The organism is Streptomyces sp. NPDC047525 (assembly GCF_040643025.1).
Classification (GTDB): domain Bacteria; phylum Actinomycetota; class Actinomycetes; order Streptomycetales; family Streptomycetaceae; genus Streptomyces; species Streptomyces durmitorensis.
Genome location: NZ_JBEYTL010000002.1, coordinates 310,629 through 327,020, shown reverse-complemented (window position 1 = coordinate 327,020; position 16,392 = coordinate 310,629). Strand labels below are relative to the sequence as shown.

17 protein-coding genes, 2 pseudogenes and 1 riboswitch are annotated in these 16,392 nt (G+C 71.6%); of the genes and pseudogenes, 5 read left to right on the top strand and 14 right to left on the bottom strand.

Annotated features, from left to right (window positions below):
• Window positions 1-4: 4 nt before the first annotated feature.
• The gene (locus ABZ833_RS06755) at window positions 5-571 is read right to left on the bottom strand and encodes a hypothetical protein (protein ID WP_361042054.1); all 567 of its coding nucleotides are present in this window, start codon (window positions 569-571) and stop codon (window positions 5-7) included.
• A 144-nt stretch (window positions 572-715) separates the two neighbouring features.
• Between ABZ833_RS06755 and ABZ833_RS06750 the strand changes: the two genes are divergently transcribed.
• Window positions 716-1,306 (top strand): TIGR04222 domain-containing membrane protein, encoded by a 591-nt coding sequence (locus tag ABZ833_RS06750; protein ID WP_361042051.1) that lies wholly within the window; start codon window positions 716-718, stop codon window positions 1,304-1,306.
• Window positions 1,307-1,387: 81 nt separating this feature from the next.
• Here the strand turns inward: ABZ833_RS06750 and ABZ833_RS06745 are convergent, their stop codons facing one another.
• From ABZ833_RS06745 to ABZ833_RS06735, 3 genes and pseudogenes are all read right to left on the bottom strand, one after another.
• Window positions 1,388-2,911 (bottom strand): FG-GAP-like repeat-containing protein, encoded by a 1,524-nt coding sequence (locus tag ABZ833_RS06745; protein WP_361042049.1) that lies wholly within the window; start codon window positions 2,909-2,911, stop codon window positions 1,388-1,390.
• 174 nt (window positions 2,912-3,085) lie between these two features.
• Window positions 3,086-3,652 (bottom strand): annotated as a pseudogene (locus ABZ833_RS06740) (dioxygenase); the annotation flags it as partial.
• Window positions 3,653-3,835: 183 nt separating this feature from the next.
• Complete coding sequence (locus ABZ833_RS06735) at window positions 3,836-4,807, bottom strand: AraC family transcriptional regulator (protein WP_361042046.1); 972 nt, start codon at window positions 4,805-4,807, stop codon at window positions 3,836-3,838.
• 178 nt (window positions 4,808-4,985) lie between these two features.
• Between ABZ833_RS06735 and ABZ833_RS06730 the strand changes: the two genes are divergently transcribed.
• The gene (locus ABZ833_RS06730) at window positions 4,986-5,744 is read left to right on the top strand and encodes a PP2C family serine/threonine-protein phosphatase (RefSeq protein WP_361042044.1); all 759 of its coding nucleotides are present in this window, start codon (window positions 4,986-4,988) and stop codon (window positions 5,742-5,744) included.
• 65 nt (window positions 5,745-5,809) lie between these two features.
• The gene (locus tag ABZ833_RS06725) at window positions 5,810-6,430 is read left to right on the top strand and encodes an L-threonylcarbamoyladenylate synthase (RefSeq protein WP_249591949.1); all 621 of its coding nucleotides are present in this window, start codon (window positions 5,810-5,812) and stop codon (window positions 6,428-6,430) included.
• A 48-nt stretch (window positions 6,431-6,478) separates the two neighbouring features.
• Here the strand turns inward: ABZ833_RS06725 and ABZ833_RS06720 are convergent, their stop codons facing one another.
• From ABZ833_RS06720 to ABZ833_RS06685, 8 genes are all read right to left on the bottom strand, one after another.
• On the bottom strand, window positions 6,479-7,138 hold the full coding sequence (locus ABZ833_RS06720; RefSeq protein WP_361042041.1) for an alpha-ketoglutarate-dependent dioxygenase AlkB: 660 nt from the start codon (window positions 7,136-7,138) through the stop codon (window positions 6,479-6,481).
• The gene (locus ABZ833_RS06715) at window positions 7,135-7,698 is read right to left on the bottom strand and encodes a hypothetical protein (RefSeq protein WP_361042039.1); all 564 of its coding nucleotides are present in this window, start codon (window positions 7,696-7,698) and stop codon (window positions 7,135-7,137) included. The genes ABZ833_RS06720 and ABZ833_RS06715 overlap by 4 nt, the downstream gene beginning before the upstream one ends.
• Window positions 7,695-7,997, bottom strand: coding sequence for a metal-binding protein (locus ABZ833_RS06710; RefSeq protein ID WP_361042036.1), 303 nt, complete (start codon window positions 7,995-7,997; stop codon window positions 7,695-7,697). The genes ABZ833_RS06715 and ABZ833_RS06710 overlap by 4 nt, the downstream gene beginning before the upstream one ends.
• Window positions 7,994-8,728 carry a 2OG-Fe(II) oxygenase gene (locus tag ABZ833_RS06705; protein WP_361042034.1) on the bottom strand — a complete coding sequence of 245 codons (735 nt, stop codon included), beginning with the start codon at window positions 8,726-8,728 and terminating at the stop codon, window positions 7,994-7,996. Before ABZ833_RS06705 ends, ABZ833_RS06710 begins: the two co-directional genes overlap by 4 nt.
• A gap of 28 nt (window positions 8,729-8,756) precedes the next feature.
• Entirely contained in the window at window positions 8,757-9,260 is a 504-nt protein-coding gene (locus tag ABZ833_RS06700; protein WP_361042031.1) for a methylated-DNA--[protein]-cysteine S-methyltransferase, read from the bottom strand.
• Window positions 9,261-9,429: 169 nt separating this feature from the next.
• Window positions 9,430-10,335, bottom strand: a complete 906-nt coding sequence (locus ABZ833_RS06695) for a PhzF family phenazine biosynthesis isomerase (RefSeq protein WP_361042028.1) — start codon at window positions 10,333-10,335, stop codon at window positions 9,430-9,432.
• 37 nt (window positions 10,336-10,372) lie between these two features.
• Complete coding sequence (locus tag ABZ833_RS06690) at window positions 10,373-11,869, bottom strand: leucyl aminopeptidase (RefSeq protein WP_361042026.1); 1,497 nt, start codon at window positions 11,867-11,869, stop codon at window positions 10,373-10,375.
• Complete coding sequence (locus tag ABZ833_RS06685; protein ID WP_361042024.1) at window positions 11,866-12,846, bottom strand: DMT family transporter; 981 nt, start codon at window positions 12,844-12,846, stop codon at window positions 11,866-11,868. Before ABZ833_RS06685 ends, ABZ833_RS06690 begins: the two co-directional genes overlap by 4 nt.
• A gap of 144 nt (window positions 12,847-12,990) precedes the next feature.
• A riboswitch (ZMP/ZTP riboswitch) is annotated at window positions 12,991-13,076 on the top strand.
• Between the two features lie 21 nt (window positions 13,077-13,097).
• Here ABZ833_RS06685 and ABZ833_RS06680 point away from each other — a divergent pair.
• Complete coding sequence (locus ABZ833_RS06680) at window positions 13,098-13,958, top strand: tetrahydrofolate dehydrogenase/cyclohydrolase catalytic domain-containing protein (RefSeq protein ID WP_361042022.1); 861 nt, start codon at window positions 13,098-13,100, stop codon at window positions 13,956-13,958.
• 26 nt (window positions 13,959-13,984) lie between these two features.
• On the opposite strand, the gene ABZ833_RS06675 is transcribed toward ABZ833_RS06680, so the two are convergent.
• Entirely contained in the window at window positions 13,985-14,869 is an 885-nt protein-coding gene (locus tag ABZ833_RS06675; protein ID WP_361042019.1) for an EamA family transporter, read from the bottom strand.
• A gap of 103 nt (window positions 14,870-14,972) precedes the next feature.
• Here ABZ833_RS06675 and ABZ833_RS06670 point away from each other — a divergent pair, with 103 nt between their 5' ends.
• A complete protein-coding gene (locus tag ABZ833_RS06670; protein WP_361042016.1) occupies window positions 14,973-15,824 on the top strand; it encodes a LysR family transcriptional regulator in 852 nt (283 codons plus the stop codon).
• 113 nt (window positions 15,825-15,937) lie between these two features.
• Here the strand turns inward: ABZ833_RS06670 and ABZ833_RS06665 are convergent.
• Window positions 15,938-16,369 (bottom strand): annotated as a pseudogene (locus ABZ833_RS06665) (PPOX class F420-dependent oxidoreductase); the annotation flags it as partial.
• Between the last annotated feature and the right edge of the window lie 23 nt (window positions 16,370-16,392).

The following is a 16,392-nucleotide window of genomic DNA, read 5'->3' as shown; positions in this document are numbered from 1 at the left end:
CCCGTCAGTCGTAGTCGCCGGACGGCAGCGGCCAGGTCCGCGCGCCCGTCGTGAAGGACGCCGCGGGGCACACCCTGCTCCACGCCTCCTGGAAGCGTGCGCGCCGCCGTGTGTCCATGCCCGCGAAACGGCACCGGTAGCGGCGTCCCTGACGGGTGCGCAGATGCAGCACGGCCGTCCCGTCCCCAGGGGTATCGGGCTCCTGAAACGGCGTGGTCACCAGATGCACGCGGCTGACCGAGCCCGCCGGAACGTCCACGGTCCCGCCGACGGCCCTCCGCAGCCGTAGGACCGACCGGTCACCGCCTACCGCGTCCACCTCGACGACGGCACGGCTGTCGCGCAGCCAGTGGAAGGCCACGGGCAGCCCGACGAGCAGAACGCAGCCCATGATCACGGCAGCGACGCCCTGCTCGCCTGAGGCGAACACCAGCCCACCGAAACCGAGCCCCACCACCACCGTGCCCCCGGCGCGCAGCACCCGGCTCCGCAGATGCGCATCTGTGTCCGCGGCGCGCCACAGGACCTCGCCGTCGGCGCCCGCAGCATCGACATCCACACTTTTCCGCATGCCGTCATGATGACCGCGGGACCGGACGGCACCAATGGGGCCGGGACCCTCAAGTTTTGCTCTGAAGGAGCGAGGGAGAGGGATGTGCGCTCCTGCCGTCGGGCACCACAGCCGAAAGACGGGGTGTCCGAAGGGGGTGGGGGCATGCGGATGCACTTCAGGCGGGCCACGGCGGCGGTGGAAGCGCGACAGGCCCTGGGTGTGTACGACGTGGCGTATCTGGCCGGTGGGCCGCGGCGGGTGGTGGAGTGCGCGGTGATCGCGCTGGCCGAGGCCGGATTGCTCAGGCTCAGGGCGTCGCGAGTGCGGTCCGTGGGCGGGGAGTTGCCCGAGCACCCCGTCGAGCGCGCCCTGGTCACGGCGTGCCCGCAGAGCCGCGGCACGGAGTCCGTGTGCGGTCGGTTGCGGGAGTCTCCCGAGGTGGAGGAGATCGGTGACCGGCTCGCGGACCGGGGCCTGGTGACCAGGGCCAGGCACCAGTTGACCCGGGCCGGGAGGCAGCGGCTGCGGGCGGCCGAGCAGGAAGGAAGTCTGCCCGCCTACGTGTTCGGCGGCCCCGAAGTCCTCCCGAAGGGGACGGTACGACGCGGCGTCATGGAGGCGCAGTTGATTCCGTCCGGACTCGGCCGGGCGATGGTCCGGTTGGGCAAGGCCCTTGACCACGATTCGGGCTCCGACCACTCGGACTCCGGCTTCGGCTGCGGAGGCGGCGGAGGCGGAGGCGGCAGCGACTGAGGTGGAACGGCACGGGCCCGCGCGCAGGAGCGACGATCCGTCGTCCCCCACCCACGGGCCCGTACGTGAGCCGCTTCGTTCCTAGCGCAGGGTGCTGCCGAAGAGCGCCGCGGCTTCCGGCGCCCCGACGTCCTTGGGGCCGAAGGCGACGGAGTCCGTGGCGGTCAGGCCCGTGGTGGTGCCGCGCAGCGACCAGAGGGCGCCCGCCTGGGCGTTCTCCCTGGCGGATGACACCGCGAGGTCGCGGTGACCGTCGCCCGTGACGTCGAGCAGCGCGGCGGCCGCACCGAACTGGTCGTCCGCCTCGGCGACTCCCGGTACGCCCGCCGTGTCCTGGTGGAAGGCCTGGGCGCCGGTGCCGGTCACGCCGTTCGCGCTGCCGTGCACGAGGACGACGGCGCCCGCGTCGCTCACGGTCCTGACGTCCTCGCCGACGACGCCGAGCGCGATGTCCGCGTAGCCGTCACCCGTCACGTCGCCGACGGAGACGGAGCTGCCGAAGCGGTCGCCCTCCTCCTGAACGCCGGGAATGCCGGGCAGGTCCTGGTCGAACTCCTGGAGGTCCGGCTTCAGGCCGTCCGCCGAGCCGTAGGCGACCCTGACCTTGGTCTCGGACTCGTCGTGGTCGCTGTCGCCGACAACCAGGTCGTCGTAGCCGTCGCCGTTGATGTCGCCGAGGCCCAGCGCCCCCCTGCTCCCCGTCCCGTCACCGCGCTTGAAGCCGGTGGGGCTGCCGTACAGGATGCTGTTGGTCCAGCCGCCGTCGCCGGTGTAGTCGTTGATGGCGATGTCGGAGCGGCCGTCGCCGTTCACGTCACCGACGGCCTGCGGGACCACTCCGCCCTGCACGGAGAGCGGTCCGTCGACACAGACCTCGGGCTTCTCGCGGCACGCGGGGTAGGGGTACTCGTCGCTCTCATAGCTCCACCACTGCGACTTGTCCATGAAGTCGAGGGTGGCGGCCGGGCTGCCGGTGCGTGCGATGGGTCCCTTCCACAGCCGGGCCGGCTGGGCGGACGGATCGTCGCCGTGCACGGCCATCAGGTCGAACAGGGCCAGATCAGTGGTGCCGTCACCGTCGAAGTCCCCTGCCTGCGGGGCGAATCCGAAGCCGCTGACGCCTGTGCCGCCGGTCGGTCCGCTCGCGGATCCCCACAGGATCACCGAGCCACCGGCACGGACACCGGTCCCGATGACCAGGTCCCCGTACCCGTCCTGGTCCAGGTCGGCCTTGGTGACGTGCCTGCCGAACTCCTGCTTGGCGGTGGCCGCGCCGGGCACCCCGCTCGTGGAGCGGCTGATGATCTTCTTCTTGGCCGGGTCGAGACCGTCCTTGGAGCCGTAGGTCACCACGACGTACCCGGCCTTGGCCTTGCCGGAGACGGTGCCGCCCGGGGCCCCGACGACGAGGTCGGCGTAGCCGTCGCCGTTCAGGTCGTCCGTCGCCTTCGCCGCGGCGGCGCTCGCGCGGCCCGCGTCGGCGGCCGGTGCGGCCGCCTGGGCGCTGCCCGCCCCCAGGGCCAGGGCCGAGAGGCCGCTGCCGACGAGCAGCGAGGCGGCCATCAGGGGCAGGGTGCGACGGGCTGTGCGGCTGGCTCGCGACATACGGGTTCCCTTGGTTCAGAGTTCGGTGGGGCGGCTGCCCGGTGGAGTTCACCACCGGTTCAGGCCGGCCGATCACTTGACCCTCCGCGGTCACCAAAGGTTGTACGCGCCCCTTGCCGCTCGGCCGCCTCACCGGGATGCCGAGCGGCTGGCCGGCTCTACGGGTCAGGGCTACTGCGGCACGTTCAGGACGAAGTCGAAGTCGGCCTCCTTCGTGTTCCCGACGGTGCGTACGTTCATGAGCAGCCGGGCGTCGAAGATCGGGTCCGTGTTGTTGCGCGGTTCACCGGGGAAGTACAGCTGGGTCGTGAGGACCGGGCGCCCCGGGGCCTGCACTTTGACGTGCAGGTGCCGGGTGCGGCCCGGATAGAGGCCTGGCACGACCGTGGTGAGCCTGAACGCGCCGTTGGCGTCGGTGAATTGGTGCCCCCGGAAGCGGAATCCCGTGTTGTCGTACGTGCCGTAGGTGTCGGCCTGCCAGAAGTCCATCAGGACCCGGGGAATCGGCCGGCATGCACGCCCGAAGACGTAGCCGGTGACGGTGAGCCGTACGCCCGGTGTGCCGGGCTGCAGGAGCGAGGTGCGCTGGGGGGAGTTGGGTTTGAAGTACGGGCCCTCCATCTGCGGGGGCGTCGGATCGTCGCCGTCGTCGCAGGCCGGGGTCGCCTCCGGCACCACGCCGCGCTCCCCCGCGGTCCGGGCAAGGGCGGGGACTCCCATGAGGGCCACGGGCAGGGCCATGCCCACCGCGGCGGCCGCTCTCAGGACGGTCTTGCGGCTGGGGCCGCCGCCCTGGTGCGCCTTCGGTTCACTGGTCCCGCCGCTGTCGGCGGCGCCGTCGCGTATGCCGTCTCCGGTCGTGCCGATCTCGTGCTCCATCGCTCCTCCTGAGGGGGTGGGGTGGGTTCCGGATCGGCTCCGAAGCTATGCGGACGGCCGGGTGCGGGCGATGGACTCAAGTCGGTGGTCGTGGTGAATATCGCCACCGCCGCGCCGGAAGTCCCCCGGGCTCGTGCCGGTCTCCCTGCGGAAGAAGCGACAGAAGTAGGCCGGGTCGCCGAAGCCGACCCGGAGCGCAATCTGACGGACCGACAACTCCGTACGCAGCAGGAGGCGTTTGGCCTCGTGCACCCGGGCCTGCCGGATCAGTTCGCCGGGTGTGCGGCCGGTGGACGCCTTCACCGCCTCGCCCAGATAGCTCACGGAGACTCCCAGGTGCTGCGCGCACGCCCGGACGGAGCGCCGGGCACCCTCCGGGGTGCCGAGCAGGGTCATCAACTCCGCGGCGACCGAGCCGGGCCGCGAGCGCGGCGCGGGCGGCGGCTCCGTCGGCTGATGTGCGGGCAGCCGCGCCGCCCGCACCACCAGGACGTGCAGCAGGGCCCGCAGCACGCCCTGGAATCCTTCGGCACCCGCCTGGTACTCGCCGTCCAGCTCGGCGACGAGGCGCGCGGTCGGCTCGGCCGCCTCGTCGGGCAGTTCGAGCCAGGAGCGCCTCCCGAGCCCTCGCAGTGCGTGGCGATCCGCGGGGTGGTCCAGGAGGAAGTCGTCGGTGAAGAGGATGACGCGCCCGTCAAGGCCGGTGACGTCCTCCCAGTGGTGGACCTGGCCCGGTGCGATGAAGCACAGGTTCGGCGGACTCAGCGCGAAGCGGGTCAGATCGACGACGTGGCCGCCGGTGCCGCCGGTGACGTGGACGATCTCGTGGAAGGTGTGCCGGTGCGGGAACGACGCACGGGACATCGGCCCGATGGTGTCGAACGTGCCGATGGCGAACGGCAGCGCGTTGGGCATGGGCACTTCCAGGCGATGCGTCGGCATGCCGTCGTCGCCGGGTGGCCCGCTCCCCGGTAATCCGCTGTTCCCCTCGCCGGGCAAGACCGTTGTACCGCGCATGCGTACGCTCCTCACCACGACCGGATGCTGGTCCAGACCAGCCGGATCCTCACCATGGCACGGCGTGGTCACCGCAGGGCAGAGGGTGGCCGCGGTCCGCCACTGAGCCGAGGGAGGCTCCCGGCGTGACAATGGTGGTGCGGAGCACGCCTGGCCGTTGCGGAGAGGCGGGACAGGGATGCCGTACATCACGGTCACCGCGCTGAGCCACCCCGGGCTCGTGCGCGATCACAACGAGGACAGTCTGGCCGTCGGCCCATGGACGCTGTGCGGGACCATGACCGAGAACCCGCAGACCCTGGGGTTCCCGCTCGGCAATCCCCTGGTCGTCGCGGTCGCCGACGGCATCGGCGGGCAGCCCGGCGGCGAGGTGGCCAGCGGTCTCGTCGTACGGCAGCTGGCGGAGGTCGGCTCGTCGCTCGACGGCGAGCAGGCCGTGCATGACGCGCTGAACGCCTGCAATCGCGCCGTGTACGCGGCCGCCGAGCACGATCCGGAGCTGGCCACCATGGGGACGACGGTCGCCGGTGTCGTGGTCCTCGGCGAGGAACTGCTGGTGTTCAACGTCGGTGACAGCCGAGTGCTCGACGTCGGTCGCAGCGGCACACCCGGGACGCTGCGCCAGGTGAGCGTCGACGACAGCCCGCCGCCCGCACCGGGCAGGCGCACCACGTCGATCGTCACGCAGGCGCTCGGCGGTGCGCTCCGGTTCAGCGCGGTCACACCGCATGTCAGCACGTTGCCGATCGTCGGGGGTGAACGCTATCTGGTGTGCTCCGACGGCCTGACCGACCCCGTGCCCGAGGACACTCTCGACGACATCCTCGCGGCCCACGACGGCGGCCGTGCGGTCTTCGAGCTGTGGAAGGCCGCCATCGACGCAGGCGGCCCCGACAACATCACGCTCGCGCTGATCAGCGTGGTCGACGACGACTAGCCGCGTGCGGCCATGCGACCGCTGAGAAACCAGGGACTGCTGATGCGATCCCGTAGGCTCGGCGGATGGCGAAGTATTTTGACGTGCACCCCGAGAACCCCCAGCCGCGCAGCATCAGCACCGTGGCCGACAGCATCCGCTCCGGGGCGCTCATCGCGTATCCGACGGACTCCTGTTTCGCGCTGGGATGCCAGCTGGGCAACCGCGACGGCCTCGACCGGATCCGCAAGATCCGGAACCTGGACGACCGCCACCACTTCACCCTGGTCTGCGAGAACTTCGCGCAGCTGGGTCAGTTCGTGCAGATCGACAACGACGTGTTCCGTGCGATCAAGGCAGCGACGCCGGGCAGCTACACCTTCATCCTGCCCGCGACGAAGGAGGTGCCGCGCCAGCTCCTGCACCCGAAGAAGAAGACCGTCGGCGTCCGGATCCCCGACCATGTCGTCACGCAGGCCCTGCTGACCGAGCTCGGTGAGCCGCTGCTCTCCAGCACGCTGCTCCTGCCCGACGAGGAGGAGCCGCTGACGCAGGGCTGGGAGATCAAGGAGCGGCTCGACCACGTGGTGGACGCCGTGGTCGACTCGGGCGACTGCGGCACGAGCCCGACCACGGTCATCGACTTCTCCGGCGGCGAGGCCGAGATCGTGCGCCGAGGGGCGGGCGACACCTCGCGGTTCGAGTAGCCGTTCCGCACGACAGCTCCGAGCAGCCGTGTGGCTCGGGGCACCTGGTCAGCCGGTGAGGCCGGTGACCCGCATCGTGATGTTCAGGCGGCCCGAGGTCAGGCCGGTGGCGGGGTCCGCGGTGCCCTCGTGGACCTTGGGCACGCCGTGGAAGACGTAGCGCGAGGGGCCGCCGAAGACGAACAGGTCGCCGGAGGACAGTTCGATGTCGGTGTAGGGCTTGGTGCGGGTCTCGGTGTTGCCCACGCGGAAGACGCAGGTGTCGCCGATGGACAGCGAGACCACCGGGGCCGACGACCGCTCGTCCTTGTCCTGGTGCATGCCCATCCTGGCCTGCCCGTCATAGAAGTTGATCAGCGCCGTGTCCGGGGTGTAGTCGGCGGTGGCCGACTCCTCGCCGTACGCCGCCGTCAGCGCTCTGCGGCCCAGCTCGACCATCCAGTCCGGGAACGCGGCGACCCGCCGGCCGTTCACGTCACCGGCGGTGCGGGTGTACCGGTACGGCTGCCAGTGCCATCCGAGGCACACCGTCTGCACGGACATGACCCCGCCGCGCGGCAGTTGCGTGTGACGGATCGGCACCGGCCCGGTGGCCCAGCCGCGGCAGGCCGTGACGAGTTCGCGCTGCTGCTCCAGGGTGAGCCACTGGGGCACGTGCACCGCGCCGGGGGCGACCTCCCTGGTGGGGCGGGGGATCAGGGCGCTCACGCGCCCACCTCGGCGGGCAGGTGGGTGGTGACCCAGCGGTGGCGCACGTCCCAGGTGTCGCCGTCGGCGGTGGCGCCCCGCAGGCCGTGGAGCACGTCGTCTCCGGCGAGCGCGGGGACGCGGGAGTCCTTGAGGGAGGCGAAGGCGTAGGTGCGGGCCGGGTCCCAGTCGGTGGAGTGGCGCAGACGGCGGGCCAGCTGGGCGAGGCCGAGAGGGGCCGCGGCCATGACCCAGGCGTCCGGGATCTCCGCGGTCAGGCGGTGCGCGGGGCGCAGCCAGGACGCGGCCGTCTCGGGCCAGCTCACCGTGGTGAGGACCGTGCCGCCGCGGGCCGTCCACGCGGCGGCGAAGGCTTCGGCGGCGGCCCGGGAGGCCGCGTCGCGGCTGTGCCCGACGGCGACGGTCTCGATCCGCGCCTTCGGGAGCGTCAACAGGCCGATGAGGGCGGTGAGTTCAGCTTCGGTGTGCGGGGCGGGCGCGGGCAGGTCGGCGTGCGCGACCGGCGCGGGGGCGCCGATGAGGGGCGAGCGGAAGGACTCCCGCTCCGTCAGGATGCTCATGGTGTGCCGGTGCTTTCTGGGTCTGCTTTCCAGCGAGCGTACTGAGCGGGCAGGCAGACCGCACAGGGGCGGTGGCCGGCCGCGATCGCGGTGGCCTCGTCGGGGAAGAACACCCGGTGGGTGGCGTAGGGGCCGCGGGCGACGGCCCGCAGCGCGGAGGGGCAGTCGAGGCGGCCGTACAGGCGCCCGCGGCGGTGTCCGCCCAGGGTGCCCGGCGTGCTGCTGGGGTACGGCTTCCCGTCCGGGCCGCACAGCGTGTACGTGGGCGGGTCCTGCCGCCCGGCCGCGGCGGGGTTCACGCCGCGTCGTGGAAGACCAGGCCGAGCGTGTGCCGTCGCCCGGAGCGGACGGTGCTCACGCCGTGCCGCATCGGCCCGTTCGACCAGCCTCGCCTGGAGGCCACGGGCCGGTCGCGGGTCGTGAAGATGAGCCCGTGGCCTTGCGGCAGGGTGGTCGACGATCCGCGCGACTGGGCGCGGGGGCGCTGCTCGGTCATGATGAACTCGCCGCCGGTGAAGTCGGTTCTGGGGGCGTCGAGACCGACGACGACCTGGAGCGGGAAGAGCATGTCCCCGAAGACGTCGCGGTGCAGGGCGTTCCAGTCACCGGGCCCGTAACGGAGCAGGATCTGCGCGGACTTGGCCTGTCCGGCGGCGTGGCACATCTCCAGCCACTCCCCCAGGGTGTCGGGCCACGGGGCGGGCTTCTCGAGCTTCGCGGCCCAGTCACGGGCGACGGGAAGCAGCCGGGGGTAGAACGCCTCACGCAACTCCCGCACGACATCGGGCAGTTCGTGGGTGAAGTAGCGGTACTGGCCGGAGCCGAAGCGGTAGCGGGCCATGTCGATGGTGGTGCGGAAGCGGTCGGTCTCGTCGTACAGGGCGGAGATGTCGCGGCAGGCTTCGGGGGTCAGGAGCTGACCGGTGAGGGCGTTGCCGTGCTCGTCCAGCTCGGCGGTCAGCGCGTCCCAGTCCCCGGCGGCCACGCGTTCGCCGACGCGGGCGTCCACCGGACGAGTGGTGTCGGTCATGATGAGGGGTCCTTCGTGGTCGTGCGGGTCAGATCAGGGCGGGCTGCAGGGCGCCCTCATGGGTGAGGAGCTGGACCTTGCGCTCCACGCCGCCCGCGTACCCGCGCATGGAGCCGTCCGCGCCGATCACGCGGTGACAGGGGCGCACGAGGAGCAGCGGGTTCGCGCCGATGGCGGCACCCAGGGCCTGGACGCGCCCGCGTTCGACGCCGAGGCGCTCGGCGAGCCCTCCGTAGGTGGTCGTCGTGCCGTACGGGATCTCCTCCACGGCGCTCCAGACGCGCCGCTGGAAGTCGGTGCCGCTCGGGGTGAACTCGATGTCGAACGCGGTGAGTTCACCGGCGAAGTAGGCGTCCAACTGCCGGGAGATCTCCATGAAGGGGGCGGGGTCGCGAACCCAACCGCTCTGCACGGCAGGGGCGTTCTTCTGTCCGGGCATGGACAGTGAGGTGAGCGAGACGCCGCCCGATGTCGGCTCTCCCGCCAGCAGCAGTTCACCGAGCGGGCTGGTGAGGATCGTGTGGACAGTCATCGTGATGACCTCCCTCTTTGCTTTCCTTGGCTCTGCTTCCACCCTCAACACTGAGGTGTCGCGATCGCGCGTGCTGGCGGGATTCGGACGTGGCGTTCATGAACTCCAGGCGGGAACGTCAGGCGTGAACGTCAGGCGTGAACGTCAGGCGTGAACGTCAGACAGGCGTTCACGCGTCCAGTCGCGTGCGGAACGCCGTCACCGCGTCCCCCTGGATGGACACCAGGAGGGTGCCGTCGGGCTGCGCCTCGACCCGCACCGCGACCTCGCCGGGCCGCCCCATGGCCACGCCCTGGCGTCCGGTGAAGGCAAGCGTGCCGTCGGGCGCCGGGACGATGCCGTGGTGCACGAGGTAGGCGCCGAGCGGGCCGTGGCCGTTGCCGGTCACCGGGTCCTCGGCGATGCCGATCGCGGGCGCGAACATCCTTGCCCAGGTGAGGAGTTCGGGACCGGCTTCGGCGGTGTCCCGGGTGAAGACGAAGAATCCGTTGCTGCCCACCTCGCGGCTGAGCGCGGTCAGCGCGGCCGGGTCGGGGCGCAGTCCGTCCACCACGGCGCGGGCGCGCAGCTCCACGAGGACCTTGGAGTGCCCGGTGGACACGACCTGGACCGGGCCGACGTCCGCCAGGTCTCCGGCCGCCACGCCCAGCGCACGCAGCAGCCGGTCCACCTGCGTGCCGTCCAGCTCGGGCCCGAACATGGCCGCCCCTTGCCGCATGCCGATGCGCACCCGGTCACCGTCACGGTGGATCTCCACTCGCTGCCGCAGCCCGCTGCCCGTCTTCTGCACCAGCTCAGCGGACGGCAGGCCGTACTCGACGGCCCTCGCGAAGTGCGCCCCCACGGTGGCGTGTCCGCAGGTCGGAACCTCCGTCGTAGGGGTGAAGAAGCGGACGCGCACGTCGTGGTCGGCTCCGTCGGCGGGCAGCACGAACGCCGTCTCGGAGTTGTTGAGTTCGCGGGCGACGGCGAGCATGTCGCCCTCCGTCATGCCCTCCGCGTCGAGGATCACGCCCGCCGGGTTGCCGGTGAAGGGTGTCGTGGTGAAGGAATCGACTTGGTAGAGGGTGCGCATCAATCCGCCCTCCCGTCGGCGGCCTCCGCGACGGACATCAGGAGCGCGCCTCATCTGCGGCATCTTCCGCCAGGCGTACGAGGGTTCGGACCGCGGACCCGGTGCCGCCCTGCGGGGTGTAGCCGTAGGGGGTGCCCTCGTGGAAGGCGGGTCCCGCGATGTCGAGGTGCGCCCAGGGGATGCCGTCCGGCGCGAACTCCTTGAGGAACAGACCGGCGACGAGCCCGCCGCCCATCCGTTCCCCCTGGTTGGCGATGTCGGCCACCGAGGAGTCCAGGCTCTCGCGCAGCTCGGCGGGCAGCGGCATCGGCCAGGCCTGTTCGCCTGCCCTTCCCGCGGCGTCCACCACTCGCTGGCGGAAGGCGTCGTCGGTGGACATCACGCCGAAGACGCGATTACCGAGGCCGAGCCGCATCGCACCGGTCAGCGTGGCCACGTCCACGACGGCATCCGGCTCCTCCTCGCCCGCGCGCACCAAGGCGTCCGCGAGGACGAGGCGTCCCTCGGCGTCGGTGTTCAGCACCTCGACGGTCTTGCCGCCGTACATCCGCAGCACGTCCCCCGGGCGGGCGGCGGAGCCGGACGGCATGTTCTCCGCGAGCGCGAGCCAACCGGTGACATTCACCCGCAGACCGAGCCGCGCGACGGCCGTGACCGCGGCGAACACCGCCGCCGCACCCGACATGTCGCGTTTCATGATCTCGTTGAAGCCGACCGGCTTCAGTGAGATGCCTCCCGAGTCGTAGGTGATGCCCTTGCCGACGAAGGCGAGGTCCGTCCGCGCATCGGGATGGGTGTGGGCGATCTTCACGAGCCGCGGCGGTCGGGCCGAGCCCTGTCCGACGCCGAGGATGCCGCCGAAGGACTGCTCGGCCAGCTCCCTCTCGTCCAGCACCTCGACCGCGAGTCCGTGCTCCGCGCCGACCGCCCGCACGGTGGCGGCGAATGTCTCCGGATACAGGTCGTTCGCCGGTGTGTTGACGAGATCCCGGGAGCGGTTCAGCTCCTGGCCGACCACCGTGGCGCGGCGCACCGCCGCTTCCGCGTCCTTGAGGCCGGTGAGGATCGCGAGCTCGCCGACGGGCGGCTTGTCGTGGCCCCCGGTGCGGTAGGCGGTGAAGGCGTACGCACCCAGCAGACCGCCCAGCGCCACCGCTTCCACGGCATCGGCCGTGCCCGCAGGCAGGGCAAGCACCGCCCGCGCCCTGCCGGCCAGCGTCCGGGCCGCCACACCGGCGGCGCGGCGCAGCGCCTCGGCGTCGTGCCCGCCGGTGCCGTCGGCTTCGCCGAGCCCGACCGCGAGCACCAGGGCGGCGCCGAGGCCCTTCGGCGCGGGGACGGCGACTGCCTCGCCCGCGGCGCCGGTCATGCCGAGTGCGTCGAGGGTCTCGGCCGGCGTCCCGGCGAACGCCTCGGCCACGGCCTGTGCTTCGGGTGTCGGCAGCGGCCCTTTGGGGCCTTGGGCGACACCGATCACGTACGCGTCCGCGGGCTGTGTCGTCACCAAAGAGGTGGTCACGGTCACTTCGGTCACTTGAGTGCGTCCTGTTCTTTCTCGGCCGCCGGGACAGCCACGGCTTCCGTGGCCGATCGATCCGCCCCGGCTTCCGTGGCCAATGGATCCGGCTTCCGCTTCTGCCGACGTGTCATGCCGACCCCGACGAGGACGACCGCCATGCCCGCGGCCACCCGGAAGCTGAAGGCCTCGTCGAGCACGATGGCGCCCAACGCCACGGAGACCACCGGCAGCAGGTAGCCGACCGTCGCCGCGTTGGTCGCACCCTCGTCCGCGATGATCCGGTAGGTGAGGTGGAAGGTGATGCCGGTGGCGAAGATCCCCAGGATGACGACGGCGATGAGAGCCGTGCTGTCCACGTGGATGGTCTCCAGGCCGCCGACCGGCAGGGCAAGGGCCGTCAGACCCGTCGCCGCCATGAGCTGGGCCGCGGAGAGGGACAGGGTGGGCATGCCCTTCCCGACGAGGTGGTGACCCATGTACGCGAAGCCGACGGCATAGCTCGCCGCCGCGCCCACGATCGCGAGGGCACCCCAACTCGTCAGTCCTGACTGCTGCCACGGGGCGAAGATCAACGACGTACCGGCGAAGCCGAGCAGGAGCCCGGCGAGGCGGACGGGGCGCAGTCCTCGTTCCGTGCCGATGGCGAGGCCGATCAGGACGGACCACAGCGGAGTCGTCGCGTTCAGCGCGCCGGCCACCCCGGAGTCGACCGTCTGCTGGCCGACGCTGAAGAGGCCGAAGGGCAGGGCATTGCAGAAGAAGGCGGCGACGAAGATGTGCTTCCACACCGCACGGCCCTGCGGAAGACGGTTGCGCGTGCTGAAGAGCAGGACCGTCAAGGTCGCCGCCCCGAGGGTGCAGCGCAGGAGCGTGACCTGCACGGGTGACAGACCCTCCAGGGCCAGTTTGATCCAGAGGAAGGTGGATCCCCAGAGGAGGGCGAGCACACCCACCCTCGCCGCTGCCCACGTTCTCCCCGGGACGCCGTTCACTGTTGTTCTCCTCGCTCTGGCCGTTGTCAGTGAACGATGCCGTCACCGACCAGGAAGGACAAGCAAAGAGTTTTGAATCTCTTTTAAGCTCAGCTACATCCACGGCGCCCGCGTCCTCCGGCCCCGCACCGTCCTTTAGGGTGAGAGGCGGGCCGTAACTGGCGCTGAGGTGGAGTACCACCGGGGAGCGGCCTGACATCGTGTCGATGCCGCGCGCCTGGGCGACTCACCCTGAACTCCAGGAGTGGCACATGCCCCAGACGCAGACGGCTCGCCTGATGGACGGCACCGGCCTCGCCCGCCAGATCGTCGAAACCACCTCCGCGAGCGCGGCGGACATCCTCCGGCGCACCGGGCAGCGCCCCTGCCTGGCGACCGTCCTGGTCGGCGAGGACCCCGCATCAGTGACCTACGTACGCATGAAGCGCGCCCGCTGCGAGAAGGCCGGCATCGAGTCGCGCCACGTGGCCCTGCCCGCCTCGGTCGGCACCGAGGAACTGGTCGCGACGATCACCGGTCTCTCCCAGGACCCGACCGTGCACGGCATCCTGCTGCAGCACCCCGTCGGGCCCCACATCGACGAGCGCGCCGCCTTCGAGGCGATCGCGCCGGCCAAGGACGTCGACGGCGTCACCATGCACTCGTTCGCGGCGATGGGCTTCGGCCTGCCCGGCTTCGTGTCCTGCACGCCCGGCGGCATCATGCGCCTGCTCGACGCGTACGACGTCGATCTCACCGGCAAGCACGCCGTCGTCGTGGGCCGCAGCGCCATCCTCGGCAAGCCCGCGGGCATGCTGCTCCTGGGCAGGGACGCGACGGTCACGTACTGCCACTCGCGCACCGCCGACCTGACCTCGATCGTGCGGCAGGCCGATGTCCTGATCGCGGCGGTCGGCAAGCCGCGCTTCATCTCCGGCGCGGACATCAAGCCCGGGGCCGTGGTGATCGACGCGGGCTACAACGCGGGCAATGTGGGTGACGTCGACTTCGACTCCGCCCTGGAGCGCGCGAGCCTGATCACTCCCGTGCCCGGCGGAGTCGGCCCCATGACCATCGCCGTCCTCCTCGCCCAGACGGTCGACGCGGCGACACGGCAGCTCGGTCTCGGCTGAGCGCGGCCGTCTCGGGGATCAGGCGGTCACCTCAGGACGCTGACCCCGTTCGCCGTCACGATCGCCGCGATGGCCGTCCACTCCACCCAGTCCAGGGACTGACCGAGGACGACCATGCCCACCAGCGCCGCGAGAACCGGGTTGACGCTCATGAAGATCCCGAAGAAGCGGGCCTCGACCCGGCGCAGGGCGAGCAGGTCGGCGAGGAACGGGACCGCGGAGGAGAGGATGCCCGCGGTGGCCGCGCAGGCCAGGGCGGTGGCCGTCGGCGGGCGGTGGGCGAGAACCGCGATGCCGACGGGCAGGTAGAGGAGCCCGGAGACTCCCGCGGCGGCGGCCGATCCCTCGACGCCCGGGAGGCGGGCGCCGACCGTGCGGTTGAGCAGGATGTACGAGGCCCAGCAGACCGCGGCGAGCAGGCCGAGCGCGATGCCCGCGTAGTCCGTGCTGGGCTGCGGGCGGGCCAGGGCGACCACCGCCGCCCCCGCCACGACCGCGCAGCCGAGGTCCACCGCACGGCGGGAGGCCGCGAGCGCGACCGCGAGCGGGCCCAGGAACTCCAGCGTCACCGCGAGGCCGAGACCCACACGGTCGATCGCGGTGTACAGGGAGAGGTTCATGGTGGCGAAGACCGCGGCCAGGCACAGCAGCGGCCACCACTGGCGCCAGGTGAAGGCGCGCACCTTGGGCCTGCCCACGGCCAGGAGCACGGCTCCCGCGACCCATTGCCGCACGGCGACGACACCGGCAGGACCGATCACACCGAACGCCAGGGCGCCTGTGGCGGCGCCGACTTGGTTGGACAGGCCGCTGCCGAACATCATCGCCATGCCGGGGAAGCGGCCTCGTGGACCCGCCTCCCGATCGCCGGGGACGACAGCGGGCACGGCGGGGCTCTGGGACGTTCGCATGCACCGCAGGATGCGTCACCCGCGAGCATACGAAAAATGCATGCGAGCACTCATCCATACGCTCTGGTCATCCATGAGTTCCGGTCGCCCGTACGCTGTGGTGATGGATCTGGAACTGCGGCATCTGCGCTGCCTGGTCGCCATCGTCGACACCGGCGGTTTCACCGATGCCGCCGCCGAGTTGGGTGTCTCCCAGGCCGCCGTCTCGCGAACCCTCGGCGGGCTCGAGGACGTGCTCGGGGTGCGCCTCCTGCACCGTACGAGCCGGAGCGTCACGCCCACGACGGCGGGCGTGCAGGTACTGGCACGGGCCCGGCATCTGCTCGCGGAGGCCGACGACCTCATCCGCGAGGCCACCACCGGACACACCCGGCTGCGCATCGGCCACGCCTGGTCCGCGATGGGCCGCCACACGGCGGAGTTCCAGCGCCGCTGGGCAGCCGGACACCCCGACGTCGAGCTGTACTTGATCCGGACGAACTCCGCGACCGGCGGCCTCGCCGAGGGCCTGTGCGACCTCGCCGTCGTCCGCACCGACTTCAACGAGGCACGGTTCGCCAGCGCCGTCGTCGGTCACGAGCGCCGCTTCTGCGCCCTGGCGAGCGACGACCCGTGGGCCAGGAGGCGATCCATCCCGCTGGCCGACATACGGGACCGGACGCTCCTCATCGACCGGCGCACCGGCACCACCACCGCCGAGCTGTGGCCCGAAGAGGCCCGCCCCCCGGTGGAGTACACCCAGGACATCGACGACTGGCTGGCCGTCGTCGCGTCGGGCCGCTGCGTCGGCCTCACCCCGGAGAGCACCGCCAACCAGTACCGCCGCGACGGCGTCGTGTTCCGGCCGCTGCGCGACGCCGGCCCCATCGCCGTGCATCTCATCTGGCGCCGCCACGACCCGCACCCGATGACGCACGCGGCCGTGGCGCTCCTGACGGACCTCTACCGCATGTGAGGCGGCGGCTCTCCCGTGCCCAGCTGCAGACCGGGCCGCCCCGCCACCGCGCCCACCGGCGCCGCGCCGGGTCCCTTGGGCCCGCTGCCCGCGAGGATCCGCTTCCCTGCGGCTCCGTAGAGGTGCTTGACGTGCAGCCGGATCACCAGGCGCCGCTCCTTCACCATCGCGGCGCGGAACCCCTCCCAGTCCGGGTGCTCGCCCTGGAACCCCCGGAAGACCAGGGCCAGTTCATCGGCGACCGCGTCATGCGGGTCGGTCACGACCGGCGTGAGCTCGGCGTCGCCCTCGGCGATCATGTACGAGAAACCGGCGCCGTCGGTGACGAGGAAGCTCGCGCGCGGATCACGGCGCAGATTGCGGGTCTTGGCGCGGCTGTCGGTCACCATGAGGCGGATGACGCGCTCCTGCGGGTCGAAGGCATAGCCGACGTTCGAGAGCTGCGGGCGGCCGTCGCGTTTGAGGGTGACGAGCGTGCCGATGCGCTGCTCCTGGAGCAGATCGAGCAGGGCGGTTTCGTCGACTTTCCCTAAGTGCTCAGTCATGTGGCGAGAATACGAGAGGGGGC